Raw genomic sequence first — 19,131 nt, 5'->3', positions numbered from 1 at the left:
TCCTCCTATTTATGTAAATAACGATACACTGTTGTACGAGAAATCTTTAATATTTGCGCAATATCTTTTATGGGGGTTTTCTTAGCCACGAGTGTTTGTATCATGTGTTGTTCTTTTTCTCCTAATTTTTCAGGTCTTCCACCAAAACGTCCCCGAGCCCTTGCAGCAATTCTTCCCGCCTCTGTCCGTTCACGAATGAGGTTTCTTTCAAATTCTGCAAAAGAAGCAAATAAGTGAAACATTAATTGTCCTGTAGCGCTAGAGCGATCCATCGTGATATTTTCTTGTACACTATAAAAACTAACGCCCTGTTCATTTAATTCATTTACAATTTGGATGAGATGATGCATCGTTCTTCCTAAACGATCGAGTCGCCAGACTACCAAAGAATCACCAGGTCTCACATATTGAAGAGCCTTTTCAAGGCCGGGCCTTTTTCCAGCGATGCCACTCAACTTGTCTTCAAATATTTCATCACATCCATACGCCTTTAAAGCATCTATTTGTAAATCCAAATTTTGATCTACAGTTGATACACGAACATAACCAATTTTCAATTTGCAGCCTCTCCCTGTTCAATAATTTAATTTTAGATAGATATCTGAACATACATAATTGTACACTGTTTTTGAACACGATAATAGGAAAAATTGTAGTGTTTTTTACTAAAAAATAAAGTGTACAGAAATATACAATTTTCTGTACACGAAAGAAATAACTTTCTTTTATTTGAAACATGTTTGTATACTTATATAGCATAGAAAAAAATTGAGAGGATATCATTCATCAGGAGGAATTATAGTGCCACTACTTTTTATCTTGCTATTTTTTATCGTAAATGTTCTTATTTATGTCAAATCATCTCGATGGAGAAAACAACAACATCTTTACGTTCAGTCCTTTACATTTCTTATCGATTATTATATTTTTATTATTCCTATTACCGTACTAGTATTTGTAGTAGCTCTTCCTGGCATTTTTATTACTGGTAACAGTACGTTAGATACGATTATGATAAACATATTTATGATTGAGCTGTATTTATTTAGTTTACCTGTGCTCTTATTATGGAATTTTTATATGGTATATCCGAATCTAAAATTTCTTTGTTCTTTACATGACACAAAAATTTTGAATTACGAAGTTTTGAAAAGAGGTACTTTATGCTTAGAAGTCATTCTATGTTGCGTTCTTATTCCATCGATTCATTACATAGTCATCATTTTTTTAGTTGGAATGAGCCTGTTTTTAGAGTATAAAATTGCAGATGCCTCTTAATCAGATTGTCATATAAAAAGACTGCTGTGTGAAATTCAACAACAGTCTTTTTTATTCAAAATATATAAATCAGGGTTTCTTTGTACTGTAGGTATTCATTAATCACAATAGGTTAATCCCTTATTTACCTCTTGTATATCGAATGCAGTAGGATCAAAATCTAATAAATCCCATTCTGCGAAGAGTTTATATTGTGGATGTGAAGAATCTTTTATTGCCTCTAAAAATTCAATATATCCCGGAATACCTCCGATATCCTCTAAAGGAGCTGCATTTTCTCCCCCAATGCATGTTATTTCATCAAAGTTTTGATCGAGTACATCTTCAACTTGAATCTGTAGCAACCAGTGATCTCCAAAGTCGTATACATATTGAAAAATTTGCCCCTTCTTTTTGATTTGTTCAAGTAGCATGGTTCTATGAGCGCGCAGCATTCGAGATGGTGTTGTCAATTCCAACATGGAAAAGGGAATACTCGAATCAGGTGGATCCGATATAGTATATTTTCCTACAGTGAATTCAAATAAATGTTGGTGCTCCCATTGAAATAAGCATTGAATCACATCATGTAAATCATCAAAAGTTAATTTCGCAGGTAAAATAACTTTTCTCCAAATAGGGAAAGGGCATCCCACTAATTCCAAATGTAATTGATAGCATTTCATTCTTGTTTCCTCCCGTCTGAAATAATAACATATTTCTCATTTTCACCGAAATCATGAGAAATAGATAGTAAAAGTCAAATGAAGGAATCAAAAATTTTGATATTTTACAAAGAATCACTTGAAATGTGTCCAAATTGTGTCTAAACGTACAATTCTCCCGAAATGGTATGGTGAGGCCTATAAAAACAATTGAAAAGAATGTAACAGCAGAAGTGTATCGTTTGAATTTCTAGGTTTCCTTTTCTATTTTTCCATAGTAACATGAAAACTATCAGTAAGTTGGATGCAAATAGATATAGAAAGACAGGAGAGGAATTATACGTGGATAAGTCATGGTCTGGTAATTCTACACAATTGTTACAAGAAATTGATTGGAAAATGAGCAGAATTGAATCGATCCTTCAGCAGGTTTCTATAGATGGTTTGATAGAAGAATCATATGAGATTCACGAGATGCTTATAAAAGTGTCTCAATTATTGCTCATTTTACAACAAGACCTCAAAATGACACCACTGGCAAAAGGACTACATTTTCAACTCCAAAGTATACAGGAACAGTACAATCGGTTGTTTGATAAGGGAGAAATGAATCATAAATATTCTGAATAATAAGATAATAACAGAGAGACATCCCACCGATTAAGATGTCTCTCTGTTATTGTTCCAAAATATGGCGTACATCCGACAGGTCCATATTCGTAAATTTTGCAATATCTTCGATATCCATACCGTTTTTATGCATGCCACGGATTAATTGCTCTCTTTCGGCTAATTTTCCTTTTTCCATTCCCTCTTGAAGCCCTTCTTCTTTTCCAACTTTTTTCCCTTCTTCAAGTCCTTCTTCTCGCCCTTTTTTCTCTGCATACTTGAACTTAGAAGCCTCATCAATCAGAGCCTTTTGTCTTGCTTCATATGACATACGGAATGCAGGGTCTTGACTCATCTTTTCCCATTTTTGCATCGCATCTTTTAAAATCGGGTCTCGGTTCATAGCGATCTCCTCCAGCGTATGCGTTAATTGTGTATCCTCATTGGCAGATAATAAGAGTAACCATCGTACAAAATCGTCTTCCCACGGATTGACTTGTTCTTGTTTCCATTGCGTCATTAATTTAGGGATTTCAATGATGTGCAATTCGAGATCATCTAAGAGTAACTTTTGTAAATCGATATCCCACAGTTTCCCCGTTGTATGGAACGTTTCGTATTCTGGAAATACCGGAAAGTTCAATATATTAATCGTAATTGTCTTCCGTAACGTATCATACGAACTCCCTTTTTGCATTTGAGAAGCGTATAAGCGACTCCAGTAATACAAACTACGTTTCAGAAAATCATTTTGGTCATTCAATTGTATTTCAATTGCAATTTGGGTCTTATCGTCTAAAGTTGCTAATACATCTAGAATGGACAATTTGTCCTTTTCGTATTCACGGTGCATATGTGGGTCTTCTATTGTCAGCGATTGAATAGGTGAAGAGAGCGAAGAGGCTAACGTCACGTTCAAAAATTGCATTAAAATCTGTTCATTTCCTCTTGTTCCAAATAATTGCTTAAAAGCAAAATCCACTCGTAAATTCACTAAAGGTTGATTCATAATATGAGTTACCTTTCTGATTTCATATTCTATCTTGTTTGTTAGTCCCCTTTTTCGGGGGACTGGGCAACGAAAGTATATATCTATTGTATCGGAAAAAGGAGAGAAGAAGCAACCTTTGTTGTTTCTTTTGGTGTGTTTTATTTTTTCATTATGGTACGTGAAATTTTACAAACCACTTGTATATGCACTTATTCTCACTAATTTATATCCCTTTCTACCTGGAATATTTACTACCCATCTTTTCATCCCCTTATCTACTCGTGTGGGCGCTTTTTATCTTTCAAGATTTAAATGGATTCGGTGCTTTCTTCTCTTTCGTTATAGAGGCATCTGAGCGTTCGTTTTTATCACCCTCGGCTAATAAATCGGATCTAATTGCCATTTGTTGGGTAGCATTCAAGTGAACAGAACATGATCCTGTCCATCCTGAATTACATGTGAATCGTCAAATGGGCCGAACAGTAAGACACCGCTCGTTGCTTCAACTCTTCGTACGTGCATAACCTTTGTTTCTCAAATAATTTCGGATGTTTCTGTCTATAGTATTGGAACAATTCTTCTCCATTATTCCGTATACGATACCGACGTGTTTCTCTAATGGTGCCTGGGATTTCTTGCGGATCAAATTGTCCTAGAATTTGTAATGCTTGTGAAGAGGGAATTTCTTTCCCTGTCACATAGGCATGGATAAAAATAATTTCTTTTATTGTGATATACGTGTCATATAAATTTCCACCCATAGAAGAACCCCTCTCCTCGTTTTATTTTGTATCCGAACATAACTTTAGGTACACAAAATCGCGCTATTCAGCCCATCAGTACGTCAAGCGCTTGTTTCACTTGTTTATCGTCCACTCGATAAAATACTTCTGTTCCTTTGCGTTCATGTGATAACACTTTATGATTTCTCATTTTATGGAGATGTTGTGAAACCGTAGATTGCGGTAATGTTAAAATCTGTTGTAATTCGGTCACATTTAAAGTCTGTTTCCTGACTAATTGATGTACAATTTGTAGACGAACAGGATGTGCCAATACCCTCAGTATTTCCGCACTTCGTTCGAGTTCATGATTCAGATCATTGAGCTCCATATAAAAAACATTTGTCATCTTCTTTCGCCTCATTCTTTGTTCAGGGTATGTTCTCACATCCACGTTTTTTCGTTCGCAAAAAATCTAACATGTTACACGTACAAACTATCTTGCACCGTTCTCTTTCTCCCCTTATACTAAAATAAATACAATTGACAATAAGAGGTGCTATATGAATAAAACAGAATTAATTACACAAGTAGCAGTCAAAACAGGACTAAAAAAATCACAAGCCAGTTTAGCTGTAGAGACCCTATTAGAATCCATTCAACAAGCGTTGCAAAATGGTGACAATGTCCAACTACTTGGATTTGGGACATTCGAGGTCCGAGAACGCGCTGCACGAGAAGGACGGAATCCAAGTACTGGGAAGTCTCTTATCATTCCCGCGAAAAAAGCACCTGCCTTTAAAGCTGGAAAAGTATTAAAAGAAGCCGTAAACAACTAACTATATATCTGTCTATTTTTCGAAAGAAGCATGATTCCTTACATTCATGCTTCTTTTCTGTTAAAGACGAATCGTTGAAATCGCATGTTTATAGATCAATTGATTTTTGTTATCGGATTCTATAAAAATAGAAAATGCATCATATTCTTTTACGATTCCTTTCATATGGAATCCGTTGATTAAAATCAACGAAATAACCTTCTTCTTTTGTATGACTTCTTGTAATAACCGTTCCTGCATCGATACGGTATTTCTAGCTCTTTCTTTTAAAACAGGTTGTGATTTTTTCTCCATCCTGCATTCCCCCCTCGTATTCTCAAACTCTTTCCAGATACTGTTCTAATTCCTCCAGAAGCTGTTTCGCTCCTTCTGGACTCAACGTTAACTGTCCGTCTGCTAGTTTGATATTCTGGGAAGAAACCTCTCCTGTTACGAGACACGCACCATCCGATTTATATTTCTGTAAAATGATACTCTCCTCTTCTACAAATACTTCTATGGCATCTTTTTCGTGGATATCAAGCGTACGCCTCGTTTCCCTCGGTATCACAATCCGTCCTAACTGATCTATTTTCCGTACAATACCTGTTGATTTCATTCTTCTATTTTTCCCCTTTTCAAATAGAATATTTTATCTCTCATTACCATTTTCATTCCGATGAAATGTATGTATACTGTATAACATATTGTATACAGCATCGGAGGCTATTCATGTCTACATCTTATATTGCCTATTTACAAAAGAAAATTAAAAAGAAACAAAAAATACTTCGGAAATTAACAAAATTATATGGATTCACACATCCTGTAGTTGTCGCCTATAGTCAAGAATTAGATCCATTAGTCGTTCTTGTCATGCGCTATCTTTCTTCTTGATAGAGGAGAGATTCGAATTCGGAAGAACCGAATTCAAATTCTCTATACACATGTCCCCTACATTTTACCATACTTTTGCATAGAATGGTTTTTATAACCATTTTCGCATAAATTTTTTCTTTTTGCACACCCTAACATTACAATCCCATGCTACTACTGTTATTTGCACCAAAACTACACTATTTCGTGGGATTGTCATTGCTTATTTTTCCTTAACTCCATTCAAAATGAGGGCAAAACATGTCAAATATACATCGTTTTGTCCTTATTTTATGATTTCTCTCAAAAATAAAAGGGCATACATCCCCTAGAAAACGTATAAAAAAAACAGATTTCACATATAGTAAAAACAGCAATTCCATCCTACATCTATAACAATTGTATACCGATTATCTGACACAATCGACATTGGAATTGCGCTTTCTCCCGAAAGGCTTACGGACACAGAAAGACGTACTGTATTTCAGTACGTCTTTTCTCATACATCCCTATTTACCTTAACAAATCGGCGTTCCGATTCTTTCATTTTTTAATCGAATCTGTTCCTCTTCTTCGATTCTTCTGTTTTCTAACTCACTTTCTAATTTCCGATACCACTTTCCCTTTTTACGTGTGAAATACGTCTTTACTTCTACATACGGTATCCAAATATCACGTGCCTGCATTCGTTCCATCACACTATCTATCATATATTCTTCTTCAAAGCGTTTAGGTTTTCGCAAATACATGGCGATAAAACCTCGATATTCTTCTTGTAGCCATTCTGCGATCAAATTCTTTTGATTCTGCTTCAAATGTGACCATTTCTTGTTCGTTTGGAGAATTTGACCATTCACGATATCATGATTTTTCATCGTTCTCCCTCACTTTTCTCACCGTTATTTATTCTTTTATTATACCATATTCTCATTTTTTCAATGACAGACTATGCAACTATACCCCAAAAGGCTAACAGTTCCGCAAGGAACAGGTCGTATTTTCTTCCGTTTCTCTTCAGAAAATCTCCACCTTTGGAGAAGGGCCACTTCACCTTGTTTCGCAGCCCTCTCCATCCTTGCCCAACTCTTTTCGGCACGTCAACGTATCGTTGCTAAGCTGACGACAAAAAAGGAAATCTTTGCGTTCTTCAGCTTACACGTCATATTGTACGTGCCGAACCGCCTGTACGATCGTCCATTGATTCCACGTATTTCATGTATCGTTACGTCAATCATGGGGACTAGCCCCCATACCCCCAGCTAGCTTCTGCCAAAAAAGAAGGGGCCATTCTAAAATAAAGATATGCATTATTACATATCTTTATTTCTAAGAAACATGGTATGATGTATACTATTCCCTTTAACTGTATAGCAAGTTACTACTCATTTGTATTTATCTATTTTCAGAAAACGCCTGTATGATACAGGCGTTTTCTCATTCATGTCTGGGCTACTTTCTTTTTCTTCGGAAATACAAACTGAATTTTCCCAGCGTCCAATTTTAAATACGCATCGAATTCCTTTTCCGATTTCCCTTTTAATCCTTTAAGTAACGTCGTTTTCTTACCCTCTAACAGCTTTATCATATTACTTTCACTAATCTTCTGTCCTAAAAATTCTTTCGAAACAGAAAACTTACAACTCTTTAGATTGTCTTTCGCATATCCTGAACAACCATATATCGTTTTCTTATCTACGACTGGCTTCCCACAGGATGGGCACTCTCCTATATGATGTTCGATTTTTCTATCTTCTACAAAATCATTTATCGCCCATGTGTTTACTTGGTCCTTTGCTTCGTTGATGAGTTTCTGCGCTAACTTTTTGGAGGTTTCTACGAAAGGCTTATCCTTTTTCTTCCCTTCTCCAATTCCCTTCAAATATACTTCCCATTTTGCAGTTAATTCTGGTGAACCAATTGCGGTATCCTTAATTGCTTCCACCATCATTTTCCCTTTGTTTGTTACATGTACTGTATTCTTTTCAATTTTGATATACAACAGTGTTTTGATTCTCTCTATAATGCCTGATCTCGTTGCTTCGCTGCCAATATCATGCTTTGCCATTACTGTAATCAGTTGCCCTTCTGTATATAGTTTAGGAGATTGTGTTTTCCCTTCATGTAACTTGATCTCTGTTGTCTCTACAGATTGACCTTGTTCTACAAGTGGAATCGTCTGTTCTTTTTGATTCTCTTCCTCTTCTTTTCCAAACACGACTTGCCATCCAAGATGGGTGATTTGCTTCCCTGTCGATTTAAAGACATCTTGATTCACTTCAGTGAAAAGGTCTGTTTGATTATACGTCATAGGTTCATAGAACGTTGCTATAACGCTACGTACAACCTCATCATAGAGCCATCTTTCTTCTTTGGATAAGTTTTCTAGGTTAGGAACTTGATTCGTGGGAATCAGTGCGTAATGGTCTCCGCATTTCTCATCGTCCACGTATGCTTTCTGATTTACGATGGTTTCTCTTTCTTTCTTTTCAATCAAAGTTTGATAGTCCGTGATATTTGCTAACTTTTCTAGAATACTTGGTAATTGTTCCGCTTCCGCAACAGGAATATGCTGATATTCTGTTCGGGGATACGAAAGCATTCTTTTATCGTATAGGCTTTGTGCAGTTTCTAGTACCACTTTAGGGGACATCTTATACTTCTTATTCAGCTTTGCTTGTAAGCTCGACAGATTATATAATTTCGGCGCTTGTCTCGATTTTTGTTCTACTGTCACCTTTTGTATACATGCTGTATGCTGTCTCAATTGTTGTAACTTTTCCTGCGCTTCTTCTTTTGAATGGAGTTTCATAATGTTATGATCTTGGAGGAGTTTTCCGACATAGGGTATTCCATTCGCCTCAAAATACCCATGAAGTTCATAGAATGATTGCACTTTGAAATTCTCTAATTCTTTCTCGCGTTGGCGAATTAGGTGTAACAAGGCTGATTGTACCCGTCCAGCACTGAAGACTTCTTTGACACCTTTCTTGTCCCGGAACAACAGCGTAAATACTCGTGAGGCATTCATGCCTATAATCCAATCGCTAACAGAACGGGCTTGTTCTTCTAAATAATAACTATATGTTTCTTCTGCATCTCGCAAGTTTTGAAATCCTTTTCGAACCGCATCATGCGTCATACTTTTTACCCACAAGCGTTTTTGTGGTTTGTCGTTCACGCCTGCCATAATAATAATATTTTTGGCAATGGCCTCTCCAGCTCTAGCAGGATCAGTCGCAATAATGATTTCATCTGCTTTTTGTAGCCATTGTTTCACATGTTGAAAAATTGACTTTTTATCTTTTGACACCTTCATTTGAAACTCTTCTGGAATAATAGGCAGTTGGTCCATACTCCAGTTTTTCCATTCTTCTTTATACTCATCAGGGTTACATAATTCGATGAGATGACCGAGTGCCGAAATCATTACGACTTCTTCGTCTCCAAAGATTTCTTTGTCCTTCACCGTAATATGTGTACCTTCTCGTTTAGCACTTTGAAATGCTTCGGAATAACTTTTCATTTGTTGCGGTTTTTCACATAGTATCACTTTCACGTGGATTCCCCCTTGAATTGAATTACAGTTAGAACTTCCGTTCTTCCTATTACTGTTCTATTTCCGCCCATCCATCTGTATCGTATTCTGTAAAAAGGTTTGCAGGGTCTGCATTCCATTCTTCTATACACACTTTGCCTAGACTATTTTTCAAATTTTTGAACGTAATCTGAATATAATCCTGTAAACGCTTCAGCTCATGTAAGTTATAATTCTTCAATTCTCCTTCGACCAGCGTTTCATCTCCATACGGAATAGCCATAAGTTCCTTGATTTTCTCCAAAAACTTTTCATTTTGTTCTTGTTCTAATAGCATTTCTTGCTCAATTATTTTTTTGAAATTACGTAAATGAAACCAGCTTGGCTCGTGAATATGCTTTAAATAAACACCTTCCCAATTGTGATGCATTTCAATTTCAACATACTCTTGATTCCATCTTCTTGCATGTGAAGTAAATCCAAAATATTTACACAATATATTTTCTAAAGGAGCACCAATGAGCCAATTATCCTTTACTCGTGTACTTTTCATAGTTAACACGATTTCTTCAATATGTTGTAACAGTTTCCGAACAATCATTTCGGAATGATGCGCTGATACATATATCGCTTCCTCATCATGTTTTAAACTCAATTTATGATAGATTCTGTATACCGTTTCTTTTCTGTCTTGCACTTCTATATATTCTTCCAACTGTTCTTGTTTCATCATGATTCACCTCTTCAAATGTAGTCATTTAGCAATATACACATGCCATGATTCTAATTTTCTTTTGCAATACTCAATATGCTCTTCTACTGTGCAAGTCGTACCCGTATTAATATATAACTCATTTGTTGTTTCTTTATATAGAAGGGAAAGAAGCATGGAAAAAATAAACTTCACTTCTCTCACGTAAGGTTGCAATTCAGATATCGGCATGTCAATATCGCCCATTGTAAGATAGTACCCTCGATACCCTTTACATACATCATTCTGGTAATCTCTTGGACTGGTATGAAACTTTTCAAAATCTCCCACATAACTGCACCAATTGAATTCTGGAAGTGTTACTAAGAATCTTCCGTTCCCTTCATGGTTATACACCTGAATTTCCATATCTCCCACGTGTGGAATACCAACTTGTGCATATACACATCCTGTAGCATCAACATGAATCCTCCATATTGCCAAATTCACTTCACCATATCGAAATTGTTGTTCCAAATCCTTCACCTCAATTTGTTATATAGAATTAAGTTAGGGTCAACTCACATAATACATCCCAATTCAAATCTATTCTGTGAAAATAAATAGCCCTGTTACTCGCTCTCCTTCTACTGTTTTATAAGGGTCTAGCAATCCAATTCCTAAGCACTCTCTCATAAAACCTTTGTATTTCACTGCTGTTACATCGTTAAAGACAAAATCTATCTTATTAAGATCCTCAAGAATCGTTTCTTTCGCCATATTTACTACCGCTAAATCACTTGGCGCATCAAAGCAACGACTTAGCATCATACTTATTTGTTTACTCTCAATCGGGTCTAATACATCTCTCACACCTTGCATCATAGTCTTTGTATCAATTTCCATTGGGATTTTTCGAGCTGACACAGACACAGCATCGCATAAGTAACAATCTGTTGATTCACAAACATTTTCACATCTTTCACATACATATACTTCTCTCGTTTTTTTCTCCCCTTTTGGATTATGAATCTGTACTCCAGCATTAAACTTTATAAGCAAGCTTCTCCTCTGCACTGGCGCTGAACCTTTGATATTCTCATAATCTTTTTCTTCGATTTATTCATTTGCTCCCACATATATTGAAGAACCCGAGCTGTAATTTTTTCTGGAAAGAATCCCTGACGTTCTAATAGAATGTTCTCAATTACCCATGCTTTTCTTGTGTAATATTCATATTCTCCGCCTGTTTCATCTGCTGTCGCTTGCAAAGTACGTTCTTCTTTAGATGCTTTGTTGAGTAGCTGTAAACCGTAATACGTTTGACTGCGTGCTTCTCTTACTTCCTTCAGCAACAAATACAAATCGTAAGTATGATACTGCTTCAACTCTTCTACAGACTGATGAATGTGTTCTAAGAAGAGTTGTTGTTGCATCTTAGTAAATTCAAAACGCTCCCCATCCTGACAAAGCTGTAAGATACCTGTTTGTTGTTCCCGAATACAACCACCACAGAATTCACAAATCTCTTGTACGACACCATTCTTATCAACTTGTATCGGAGTTGCACAGTATGGACAGTTCACGATTATCACACTACCTTTCGTTTAAGATTCTAAATTTATTATACAACTAACTACATGTAGTTACAAGTAGTTGAAAGTAATTTGAATCATTTATATAATTACATTAGAGGTGGTAGAAATGGAAAACCGAGGCTTAAAAAATCGTAAGACACTTTCGAATGCAATTGCTAAAGAACTTTGGTATGATTTAGACCAATTAGCGAAAGACACTCGTATTAATAAATCTAAATTACTAGACGAAGCTGTTAGCGATTTACTAAAGAAGTATGAGAACCCTACAAAGAAATAACAACGTAGGGTTCTATTTTGTTGTCCACTTCTTATTTTTCGAAACTCACTGAAACCTCTTCTTCCATCACGATTTCTTCTTGTTTTTCCTTCACTAAATCCGCAAATTTTTCTACCTGCTTTTCGTCTGTTACTTCTTCTGCTATGACTGCTAACTCTTCTTTTTGATCTATAATCTTGGCTTGTTGGTTCACTAGTAAAATATGTGATACTTTTTCAATCCTTGTGACAAATTCTTCCGCATTCACTTGTTCAATTCGATGAATATGCGGATGCTGTTCTACAATATATTCCCGTAACGCTTCCATTGTCGCTTCAGGGTGTTTTTGAAATTGTTCTGTTACAATTGATTGAAAATCCTTTCGTACTGGATTTTCTACAGATGGATTTTCTTCTGTACGTTGGGCCGAATCAGGCATTAATGTCTCTGTTTCTTTGACAGTTTGCTCTTGTACCACTTCTTTTTCTAAAATTCGCTCCTTTTCATGGACAACTTCCTTCTGACTATCCTTTTCCTCTACAACAAGCGTTTTCTCCTGATTCGGTCTAGCCATTTCCATTTTCTGATTCAGTTCTTGACTCTTTTCGATAATAAGATTGTTCACCCGAACAACACCATCAATCAATTTATTTTTCGCATACTGTTTCACTTGCTCAGGTGCACCTTTTACCGTTTGTACGTTTTGTTTTACCTTTTGTACAAATGCTTCTTTAAATGTTTGGTAACTTTGCTTTACATTCTCTTTTAACGTATGAATAGATTCTTTCCAAGAAACACCTTTCTCTTTCTGTTCGTAATACTGATGAAGTGTCTTTTCCAAACTTTTAACATGCTGATCTAATAACTCTTTCACATCCTCTTTGGTCAATGTAGAACCTTTCGGATTTTCTAAATCGCTTTCAATCAGTTGTTGCACTTCTTTCATGCTCTTATTTAATACATTTTTCACCGTGACCGTTTGTAAATTGTCACGTAACACCCCTATTTCAGCATCTAACCCCTTCTCTTTTGGAAGTTGACCTTCGTATTCAAATGTAGGGTTCACTTGATATACGCCTGATTGAACCCTTTGAAGAAAATCGGATTCTTGTAACGTCTTCATGGTATCTCCCACTGTTCGTTCGGAAACGTTTGTTTGTTCCGCTATTTCCTTTTGTGTCATATGCAATTGATTTTTTGCATCTAATCGTTCCATCACAAAATGTAATACTTGGATTTTTTTCTCCCCTTGTAACTGTAAATCCAATAGCGCATTCCAATTTCTATCATGCTTCATTTTCATATAAACCACTCCCTCTGTATAAAATAATTAATTGATATATCCTTCTTCACCTAAAGGCTGTTGAATACTAATGTTTCCTACAATCCATTTTTTCTTTTCAGGACTATATACCATCTCAATATCTAATACCATTTGCATGGTACTCGTTACACCGTTTACAGTCGTATTGATCCACACACGAGAAAACACATTCGCTTTCTCACCATTTTGCACAGCTGTATAGTATAACTTGACATCTTTTATAGCTGAAACAATCGTTGTTTCTGGTGGTGTTTTTTCTGGCTTCTTTTCTTCTCCTGCTGGCTTTAACTTCCCTCTTACAGACTCTGTTGTATATGCATCAATTTTTGACCACCCTTGTTCCCCTTTTGACGTATCATACGTAAAGAAGGCTCGTAAAAAGGCGTCTGTATCCTTTTTCACTTTTGTTTCCTCATTGTTCTCTTTTGCCTGCACCTTCTCTTTTAAGCTGGTATTTTCTTTCAAAACTTGTTTATATTTCGTTTCATATACTTTCACCTCCCCTTTCTGTTTCCAAGCATACCCAATTAATACCACTATACCTATAGATAAAATCAGAATTGCTATACTACGTCTCATTTTCATTCACCCTTTCTCATCGTTACTGTACTCGACCAAACCCTGCGAGATGTTGCTGCCAATACGGTTTATTTAAATCAGCATAATCAAGGGGGTCACCAGCATGATACATTTGCATATTTCCTTGATAAATACCTACATGCGTAATATATGTCCCTGAATTATATGTTCCATGGAAAAACACTAAATCTCCGGGCTTTGCTTCTTCAGCAGAGATACGTTTTGTTTGATTCCATTGCATTTGTGCGGTTCGATCTAATTGCACACCTGCTGTTCGGAATGTCCACTGGGTTAAACCACTACAATCAAAACTTGCAGTTGGGCTTGCTCCACCAAATACATATTTATAACCTTTATATTTAATGGCTTCAGCCATAACTTTTTGAAAAAATTCGTCTCCAACAGCTCCACCACCAGCAATTTCACTCGTTTGATAGTATTTCAAAACTTTTTCAACATAGCTATAATCGCCATAACAAAATGGACTTCTGAATCCACATTGTGTACGTCCATTTGCCATTTTCAAGGCAAAACTTTTGGCTAATTCTAAGGTGTATTCTCCGCCATTACTATTAATATAGTTCAAAAATCCTGGACCGAAATTATATGTTTGAAGGGCTAATTTTATTCGATTGATATCAGATGGACCCTGCACATTTGCTATTGTAATAGAATGTTTAAATTCTTGTACGCCAGCCCATATGCTGTAGTCCGGGTCTGTGATTCCATTCTGAATTTTCGGGTACTTCGTGTTAAAAGCACCCTCTGCCGATTGCATGACATCGAGCAAACGTCCGCCGCTCTCCTGCATAATTAAACTAAGCATTAACGGTACATATGGCTCTACACCAAATTCTTGGGCGTATTTACGAACCGTAGGTTCCCATTTTAGAACTTCAGGTGGAACAGTTGTTGTTCCTGTCCCCATTGGTGTTTGTGGCTTACTCCCTCCTCCCCACATCAAACAGATGAAGAGACTAAACAAAACCAGTATGCCAATCAGTATAGGCTTCCAATTTCGTACAACGGTTACGGTTGTTTTGATATACACGTTTCGTCATCTCCTCTTCATCAACACTTGACGTGTCATAAATTTCATCATGCTTCCTGTACCACTTGCCACACCTGTAGAATAGACAAATTTTTGTAACACGGCTGGTGTTGTCACAACCCCTATTAAAATACCTGTTCCTAAAATGGCGTGACCCGATAACATACAATTGAGACCTAAATATAAGAAACTTACTTGGGCGGCTGCTGTTCCCACAATAGCAATCGTTTCTCTCCACCAAGTTGAATACATATCCATCTCTTCATTTAATGCGGATAACGCTACAAACGGTATTAACACATAACAAAAGACAATTTGCCCAAGTCTCATAATCATTTGAATGTACATTAAGACAAACAAGATAGCGAGTAAGACTAAAAAGAAAATAGCGACAAATACAACCGTTCCTGCCATTTGTAATTGATACGTCTGTGCGATATTTCCTAACACAATTTCACTAACGGATTTGTCTCCTTCGTCTCCTGAATTGAGTCCTAAATATTTTACAAATTGATCTACTACCAGCCCCTTATCTGAAATAAATCCCACCCAGAACGAATTGATTTTAATCATGATATCTAAAAATAACGGTAACATCAGGAGGCGATACGCAAACTTTCCGATGTCTCCCATGATTTGGGACGTTGTTCTTCTTTGAATCGAACCCGTGGAAATCGCTAAGTATTGTTTAAATAATTGATGAAGGACAATGACTCCTACTAAGGCATAGACGAGAAAACGAACCCAAGAAAATACATCTTGTATCACCTGTACCTTTTGATATTCCGTATCAATTTTCGTGACACTCACAATCGAACCTAAGAAAAAATTTAAGAGCTGAATCGACAATTCCACAATCCACCGAGAAAAGGCTTCAATGGGATTCGTTACCGTTGTAAAAAAGTCTTTCACCGCTTGCCACATGCACGTTCACTCCTTTTTGTTACTGCGCTGGAGGCACAGTCGCTTGTTTTTGTTGTAACTTTTTATTTTCTTCAATGACAATTTTCAGTTGTCCCACAATTTCTTTGATTTCAGATTCTTTATCCTGCATTTTTTGTTGTAACTTTGTTTTCTCTTGTTCTAGCATTTGTATGTGTTTCTTTTGTTTTTCACTTTGTTCATCCTGTTTCGCATTCACCATCGCTGGCTGGATACTGTCTTTTGTGATAACATACAAATTACAGGAAACCGATAGTGTCAACAAAGCGACACATAACTTGGTGGAAAGAGGGAAAGAGAAGGGTGCGAATGACCAATTTCTCTTTCTCTTTTTTTGTTTTTCTTCCGTTTCTTCTGGTTCTTTCACGAGTTCTTGCAACGCTTCCCATGTTGTAGATTGATAGATATGTTGTAAGAATTCATCCCTCATTTCTATTGGCTGAAGCATGCAAGCTTCAAATGATTCGTTCGAAAAAGCAAAGGCAAGTAAACGTTTCGTATGGGTCAACCTATCATTTCGATTAAATCCCGTTACAGGCATGTGGTCCATCGCTTGATACATGAGTTTCACTTCCCCTTTCTTCGTGTAAAAAATATTGTCTGGAATGGGGAGGAGCATCGTTTCTTGATGTGTTTGGAAGAGGTGGACCAAGCGAGACACCACTTTCCGTTTAATCGCTTCATTTTCTTGTTGGATACGAGAAAACGATAATAAGTGGGATTCTTTTTCATACCGAAGTATGACATCTCCTCGTATAATTTCCGCAAAGGTACACGGTAACAAATACGATTTGGTTTGTTTGATGCTGTCAAATGGAGCTTCTTGTTTTAACTTTGTTTTCGAAAACCGATACACATATTCTGTAGCGGTTTCCTCTACTGTCCCGTCCCCAAATACAATAATCATACCTACACCTCCGCTTTCTCTTTTTGTTCTTTCCTTCTTTGTGCTTCTTTCTCTTCGATATGTTCCACTGGCGAAAAATCTCGTTTTTGTTCTTTATAAATCAAGAGGATTGTAATTTGCTGAATCGCTTCTGTCACTCGTATCAGAAAATGCTCTTCTGTTTCCTTTACGTCATGGTGAGGCGCAAAATCTATATCTGCCATCATGCAAGTTGGATTCTTTTTCACCAAAAACTGCACGCCTTCTTCTCCTTCTTCCTCCGCTTCTAAGTCCATCGTATACGAAGCATGTATCCGTCCATTTTTGTTTTCTACCCGTACAGGTTGTAACACTTCGTCTCCCCACAATTCACGTTTCACCGTAATGGGCAAGGATACGGTTCCTTCTGTGTTTTGTCCTTCCTTTAGTTGCTTATTTTCTGTTGTTTCCGTTGTTGTCTGCTCTTCTCCTGTCGTAGACGTAGCCGTTTGCGATTCATCTTGTTTCTCTTCTTGTGTTTCCTTTTTAGATGCCATATCAGACTCTACCGCTTCTGTTGGTGCTTCTTCTTTTGTTTCATTTGCTTGTGCTTTTGTTTGTTTTTCTGGTAAATGCCATCCCATGTCTGTCTTTTCTCCTACTTGGTCAGCGAACCAGTTGGCTACCCATGCTTTTTGCGCATGAATGGGTAATCTACCACGTTGAAATACATAACAATCATTATTTTTCATCTGATTCAAGAGTTCATCGGGTGTCTTGAGCGGTCTCTGTACGTAGGTATACGCTTGTTGATTGCTATCAAATTCTCCAGGTGTTTGGCTATCATTTCGCAACCGTTTGGTCGTCACACCCAGTCGTTCTGAGAAATATTTCGCTGTGTCGAGGTCATTTGTGCCTAAAAAAAGAGTCGTATCACAATTGGACATAATCTCACCAGTTTGTTTCTCTCCATAACGATCCATTAATTGCCCAATACTTTGCGCAATGATTGATACTTCCATCCCATAGGAACGGACAGTGGAAAGTCGTTCTGCAAAATCAGGCATTTTTCCAATGTTCGCAAACTCGTCTAACAAGAACCGCACAGGAATATCTAACGTATTATGATTTGTATCCGCATAGGCACATAATTCTTGAAATAATTGAGCAAAAAATGTATTGATTAGCGCTCGATACGTACGGTCTGCCAATGGAATGACCACATATAAGGCAATTTTTCTTTTCCCAATATCCGCTAATTTAAAGCTACTGTATTTTGAAAACGTACGAACCGATTTTAATTTCCATAGTTTCATTGCCTTGGCTGCGTTACTCACAATTCCGCCCCATGTTTTATCTGTCGCATTTTTCACGACACCAAAAGCGATTCTAGCGGACGATTCTTCTTCTAAATTTGCAAACAGATTCTTCAATTCCTTTTCTGAAGGTTCTGTTAATAAGTTGTATACATATTCCATCGAATGCTGTTCTTTCTGCAGATTTTCTCTTACATATAGAATACCCGCAGTAATCAACGAGACCGCTTGTTCCTGCCAAAAACTATCTCCCGACTGCTGTCCTTCTTCTCCGCCTAAAACAAGCGTTGTTGCAAATTTTTCAGCATCTTGATCTAATCCTACATAGTCAATCGAGTTGTACATGTCTGATAATTCCATATTCGAAAAATTAATGAGGTACACTTCATACCCTTGTTCTCTCTTCTCACGAGAAGTAAGTTCATAGATTTCACCTTTGGGATCTGACACGACAATTGATTTGTTTTTCGTATTGACGACATTGTTTAAGATATAACATTTTGTTTTTCCTGAACCAGAACCACCTATGACACATACATGTCGATTTAAAAAACTGTCTTCCTTATGAATCATCAATTTATCATTATAGACCGCTAAAACAGTTCCTTCTTCTTTCCTGTCATCCGTAATATCTATCTCATCAAAAATGGTTACCTCATCTGAAAGAGAAGCACTCCCTAATCCTCCGTATTCGCTTGCATCTTCCACCGTATGTGGTTTTAACTTTCTCCATGTTTGGAAGGTTGTATAAGCGAAAATACCAAGTAGAATCAGTTGCGCATATTGATACAATTCGAGTCCTATTGCGAACGATACGGTTTCGATTGGACTCGTCAAGTAGGTGACCGCAAGGTCTTTTGCTGTACCATCTGGCAACTCCATTAACTCGTCTTTATGTTCTAATAAAAAATCAATCATTCGAAGGCCAAATGCCACCACATAATCAATTAAGAGACAGAAACTGAAAATCATTCCGACTGACAACCAAAATGTTTTCCGAGAATCCGCAAGGGGTTTTTCCTTCATACTCATCCCG

General features: G+C 36.9%; 24 protein-coding genes. 5 read left to right on the top strand and 19 right to left on the bottom strand.

What is annotated here, in order from left to right; translation table 11 throughout:
* Positions 1 to 5: 5 nt before the first annotated feature.
* Positions 6 to 557, bottom strand: coding sequence for a recombinase family protein (locus MHI28_RS35670; RefSeq protein ID WP_340829512.1), 552 nt, complete (start codon positions 555 to 557; stop codon positions 6 to 8).
* A 244-nt stretch (positions 558 to 801) separates the two neighbouring features.
* Here MHI28_RS35670 and MHI28_RS35665 point away from each other — a divergent pair, with 244 nt between their 5' ends.
* Positions 802 to 1,278: a hypothetical protein gene (locus MHI28_RS35665; protein WP_340829507.1), complete on the top strand. Its 477-nt coding sequence runs from the start codon at positions 802 to 804 to the stop codon at positions 1,276 to 1,278.
* Between the two features lie 98 nt (positions 1,279 to 1,376).
* Here MHI28_RS35665 and MHI28_RS35660 read toward each other — a convergent pair whose 3' ends face one another.
* Positions 1,377 to 1,943: a plasmid pRiA4b ORF-3 family protein gene (locus MHI28_RS35660; protein WP_100910645.1), complete on the bottom strand. Its 567-nt coding sequence runs from the start codon at positions 1,941 to 1,943 to the stop codon at positions 1,377 to 1,379.
* A gap of 321 nt (positions 1,944 to 2,264) precedes the next feature.
* Here MHI28_RS35660 and MHI28_RS35655 point away from each other — a divergent pair, with 321 nt between their 5' ends.
* Positions 2,265 to 2,552 carry a hypothetical protein gene (locus MHI28_RS35655; protein ID WP_340829505.1) on the top strand — a complete coding sequence of 96 codons (288 nt, stop codon included), beginning with the start codon at positions 2,265 to 2,267 and terminating at the stop codon, positions 2,550 to 2,552.
* A gap of 46 nt (positions 2,553 to 2,598) precedes the next feature.
* Here the strand turns inward: MHI28_RS35655 and MHI28_RS35650 are convergent, their stop codons facing one another.
* From MHI28_RS35650 to MHI28_RS35640, 3 genes are all read right to left on the bottom strand, one after another.
* Positions 2,599 to 3,540, bottom strand: coding sequence for an Rpn family recombination-promoting nuclease/putative transposase (locus tag MHI28_RS35650; RefSeq protein ID WP_075717133.1), 942 nt, complete (start codon positions 3,538 to 3,540; stop codon positions 2,599 to 2,601).
* A 434-nt stretch (positions 3,541 to 3,974) separates the two neighbouring features.
* Positions 3,975 to 4,283 carry a hypothetical protein gene (locus tag MHI28_RS35645; protein WP_340829500.1) on the bottom strand — a complete coding sequence of 103 codons (309 nt, stop codon included), beginning with the start codon at positions 4,281 to 4,283 and terminating at the stop codon, positions 3,975 to 3,977.
* Between the two features lie 67 nt (positions 4,284 to 4,350).
* Entirely contained in the window at positions 4,351 to 4,653 is a 303-nt protein-coding gene (locus MHI28_RS35640; RefSeq protein ID WP_327941177.1) for an ArsR/SmtB family transcription factor, read from the bottom strand.
* Positions 4,654 to 4,807: 154 nt separating this feature from the next.
* Here MHI28_RS35640 and MHI28_RS35635 point away from each other — a divergent pair, with 154 nt between their 5' ends.
* The gene (locus MHI28_RS35635) at positions 4,808 to 5,083 is read left to right on the top strand and encodes an HU family DNA-binding protein (RefSeq protein WP_340829489.1); all 276 of its coding nucleotides are present in this window, start codon (positions 4,808 to 4,810) and stop codon (positions 5,081 to 5,083) included.
* 60 nt (positions 5,084 to 5,143) lie between these two features.
* On the opposite strand, the gene hfq is transcribed toward MHI28_RS35635, so the two are convergent.
* Positions 5,144 to 5,377, bottom strand: a complete 234-nt coding sequence (hfq, locus tag MHI28_RS35630; RefSeq protein ID WP_075718006.1) for an RNA chaperone Hfq — start codon at positions 5,375 to 5,377, stop codon at positions 5,144 to 5,146.
* Positions 5,378 to 5,399: 22 nt separating this feature from the next.
* A complete protein-coding gene (locus MHI28_RS35625) occupies positions 5,400 to 5,681 on the bottom strand; it encodes an AbrB/MazE/SpoVT family DNA-binding domain-containing protein (RefSeq protein WP_340829485.1) in 282 nt (93 codons plus the stop codon).
* 113 nt (positions 5,682 to 5,794) lie between these two features.
* On the opposite strand from MHI28_RS35625, the gene MHI28_RS35620 reads away from it, so the two are divergent.
* Positions 5,795 to 5,959 (top strand): aspartyl-phosphate phosphatase Spo0E family protein, encoded by a 165-nt coding sequence (locus MHI28_RS35620; RefSeq protein ID WP_075717981.1) that lies wholly within the window; start codon positions 5,795 to 5,797, stop codon positions 5,957 to 5,959.
* Between the two features lie 497 nt (positions 5,960 to 6,456).
* Here the strand turns inward: MHI28_RS35620 and MHI28_RS35615 are convergent, their stop codons facing one another.
* The 6 genes from MHI28_RS35615 to MHI28_RS35590 all read right to left on the bottom strand — a co-directional run bounded on the left by MHI28_RS35615 (position 6,457) and on the right by MHI28_RS35590 (position 11,750).
* On the bottom strand, positions 6,457 to 6,813 hold the full coding sequence (locus MHI28_RS35615; protein ID WP_075717979.1) for a transposase: 357 nt from the start codon (positions 6,811 to 6,813) through the stop codon (positions 6,457 to 6,459).
* Positions 6,814 to 7,376: 563 nt separating this feature from the next.
* Positions 7,377 to 9,494: a type IA DNA topoisomerase gene (locus MHI28_RS35610; protein ID WP_075717977.1), complete on the bottom strand. Its 2,118-nt coding sequence runs from the start codon at positions 9,492 to 9,494 to the stop codon at positions 7,377 to 7,379.
* A 49-nt stretch (positions 9,495 to 9,543) separates the two neighbouring features.
* Positions 9,544 to 10,206, bottom strand: coding sequence for a hypothetical protein (locus MHI28_RS35605; protein WP_340829478.1), 663 nt, complete (start codon positions 10,204 to 10,206; stop codon positions 9,544 to 9,546).
* 21 nt (positions 10,207 to 10,227) lie between these two features.
* On the bottom strand, positions 10,228 to 10,701 hold the full coding sequence (locus tag MHI28_RS35600) for a hypothetical protein (RefSeq protein WP_340829474.1): 474 nt from the start codon (positions 10,699 to 10,701) through the stop codon (positions 10,228 to 10,230).
* 69 nt (positions 10,702 to 10,770) lie between these two features.
* Positions 10,771 to 11,226 carry a hypothetical protein gene (locus MHI28_RS35595; RefSeq protein ID WP_256703179.1) on the bottom strand — a complete coding sequence of 152 codons (456 nt, stop codon included), beginning with the start codon at positions 11,224 to 11,226 and terminating at the stop codon, positions 10,771 to 10,773.
* Complete coding sequence (locus MHI28_RS35590) at positions 11,217 to 11,750, bottom strand: hypothetical protein (protein ID WP_142238858.1); 534 nt, start codon at positions 11,748 to 11,750, stop codon at positions 11,217 to 11,219. Before MHI28_RS35590 ends, MHI28_RS35595 begins: the two co-directional genes overlap by 10 nt.
* A 118-nt stretch (positions 11,751 to 11,868) precedes the next feature.
* Between MHI28_RS35590 and MHI28_RS35585 the strand changes: the two genes are divergently transcribed.
* The gene (locus tag MHI28_RS35585; RefSeq protein ID WP_000431537.1) at positions 11,869 to 12,039 is read left to right on the top strand and encodes a ribbon-helix-helix domain-containing protein; all 171 of its coding nucleotides are present in this window, start codon (positions 11,869 to 11,871) and stop codon (positions 12,037 to 12,039) included.
* 31 nt (positions 12,040 to 12,070) lie between these two features.
* Here MHI28_RS35585 and MHI28_RS35580 read toward each other — a convergent pair whose 3' ends face one another.
* From MHI28_RS35580 to MHI28_RS35555, 6 genes are read right to left on the bottom strand one after another with little or no spacing between them, the layout of a single operon-like run.
* A complete protein-coding gene (locus MHI28_RS35580; protein WP_075717971.1) occupies positions 12,071 to 13,321 on the bottom strand; it encodes a replication/maintenance protein RepL in 1,251 nt (416 codons plus the stop codon).
* Between the two features lie 27 nt (positions 13,322 to 13,348).
* Entirely contained in the window at positions 13,349 to 13,921 is a 573-nt protein-coding gene (locus tag MHI28_RS35575) for a hypothetical protein (RefSeq protein ID WP_075717969.1), read from the bottom strand.
* A gap of 22 nt (positions 13,922 to 13,943) precedes the next feature.
* Entirely contained in the window at positions 13,944 to 14,972 is a 1,029-nt protein-coding gene (locus MHI28_RS35570; protein WP_445661821.1) for a bifunctional lytic transglycosylase/C40 family peptidase, read from the bottom strand.
* A gap of 6 nt (positions 14,973 to 14,978) precedes the next feature.
* On the bottom strand, positions 14,979 to 15,896 hold the full coding sequence (locus tag MHI28_RS35565) for a conjugal transfer protein TrbL family protein (RefSeq protein WP_075717018.1): 918 nt from the start codon (positions 15,894 to 15,896) through the stop codon (positions 14,979 to 14,981).
* A 19-nt stretch (positions 15,897 to 15,915) separates the two neighbouring features.
* Positions 15,916 to 16,821: a hypothetical protein gene (locus MHI28_RS35560; RefSeq protein ID WP_340829450.1), complete on the bottom strand. Its 906-nt coding sequence runs from the start codon at positions 16,819 to 16,821 to the stop codon at positions 15,916 to 15,918.
* A 2-nt stretch (positions 16,822 to 16,823) separates the two neighbouring features.
* A complete protein-coding gene (locus MHI28_RS35555; RefSeq protein ID WP_075717016.1) occupies positions 16,824 to 19,127 on the bottom strand; it encodes a VirD4-like conjugal transfer protein, CD1115 family in 2,304 nt (767 codons plus the stop codon).
* Positions 19,128 to 19,131: the final 4 nt, after the last annotated feature.

Source organism: Bacillus sp. FSL K6-0268, from assembly GCF_038005425.1.
Classification (GTDB): Bacteria; Bacillota; Bacilli; order Bacillales; family Bacillaceae_G; genus Bacillus_A; species Bacillus_A thuringiensis_S.
The sequence above is the reverse complement of the archived record's forward strand: the minus strand, read 5'-3'. Positions and strand labels throughout refer to the sequence as shown.

Excerpts from the sequence above, each read along its gene's own strand:
- MHI28_RS35660 (WP_100910645.1), bottom strand. The coding sequence starts at position 1,943 with ATGAAATGCTATCAATTACATTTGGAATTAGTGGGATGCCCTTTCCCT.
- MHI28_RS35650 (WP_075717133.1), bottom strand. The coding sequence starts at position 3,540 with ATGAATCAACCTTTAGTGAATTTACGAGTGGATTTTGCTTTTAAGCAA.
- MHI28_RS35645 (WP_340829500.1), bottom strand. The coding sequence starts at position 4,283 with ATGGGTGGAAATTTATATGACACGTATATCACAATAAAAGAAATTATT.
- MHI28_RS35640 (WP_327941177.1), bottom strand. The coding sequence starts at position 4,653 with ATGACAAATGTTTTTTATATGGAGCTCAATGATCTGAATCATGAACTC.
- MHI28_RS35635 (WP_340829489.1), top strand. The coding sequence starts at position 4,808 with ATGAATAAAACAGAATTAATTACACAAGTAGCAGTCAAAACAGGACTA.
- hfq (WP_075718006.1), bottom strand. The coding sequence starts at position 5,377 with ATGGAGAAAAAATCACAACCTGTTTTAAAAGAAAGAGCTAGAAATACC.
- MHI28_RS35625 (WP_340829485.1), bottom strand. The coding sequence starts at position 5,681 with ATGAAATCAACAGGTATTGTACGGAAAATAGATCAGTTAGGACGGATT.
- MHI28_RS35620 (WP_075717981.1), top strand. The coding sequence starts at position 5,795 with ATGTCTACATCTTATATTGCCTATTTACAAAAGAAAATTAAAAAGAAA.
- MHI28_RS35615 (WP_075717979.1), bottom strand. The coding sequence starts at position 6,813 with ATGAAAAATCATGATATCGTGAATGGTCAAATTCTCCAAACGAACAAG.
- MHI28_RS35605 (WP_340829478.1), bottom strand. The coding sequence starts at position 10,206 with ATGATGAAACAAGAACAGTTGGAAGAATATATAGAAGTGCAAGACAGA.
- MHI28_RS35585 (WP_000431537.1), top strand. The coding sequence starts at position 11,869 with ATGGAAAACCGAGGCTTAAAAAATCGTAAGACACTTTCGAATGCAATT.
- MHI28_RS35580 (WP_075717971.1), bottom strand. The coding sequence starts at position 13,321 with ATGAAAATGAAGCATGATAGAAATTGGAATGCGCTATTGGATTTACAG.
- MHI28_RS35575 (WP_075717969.1), bottom strand. The coding sequence starts at position 13,921 with ATGAGACGTAGTATAGCAATTCTGATTTTATCTATAGGTATAGTGGTA.
- MHI28_RS35565 (WP_075717018.1), bottom strand. The coding sequence starts at position 15,896 with ATGTGGCAAGCGGTGAAAGACTTTTTTACAACGGTAACGAATCCCATT.
- MHI28_RS35560 (WP_340829450.1), bottom strand. The coding sequence starts at position 16,821 with ATGATTATTGTATTTGGGGACGGGACAGTAGAGGAAACCGCTACAGAA.
- MHI28_RS35555 (WP_075717016.1), bottom strand. The coding sequence starts at position 19,127 with ATGAGTATGAAGGAAAAACCCCTTGCGGATTCTCGGAAAACATTTTGG.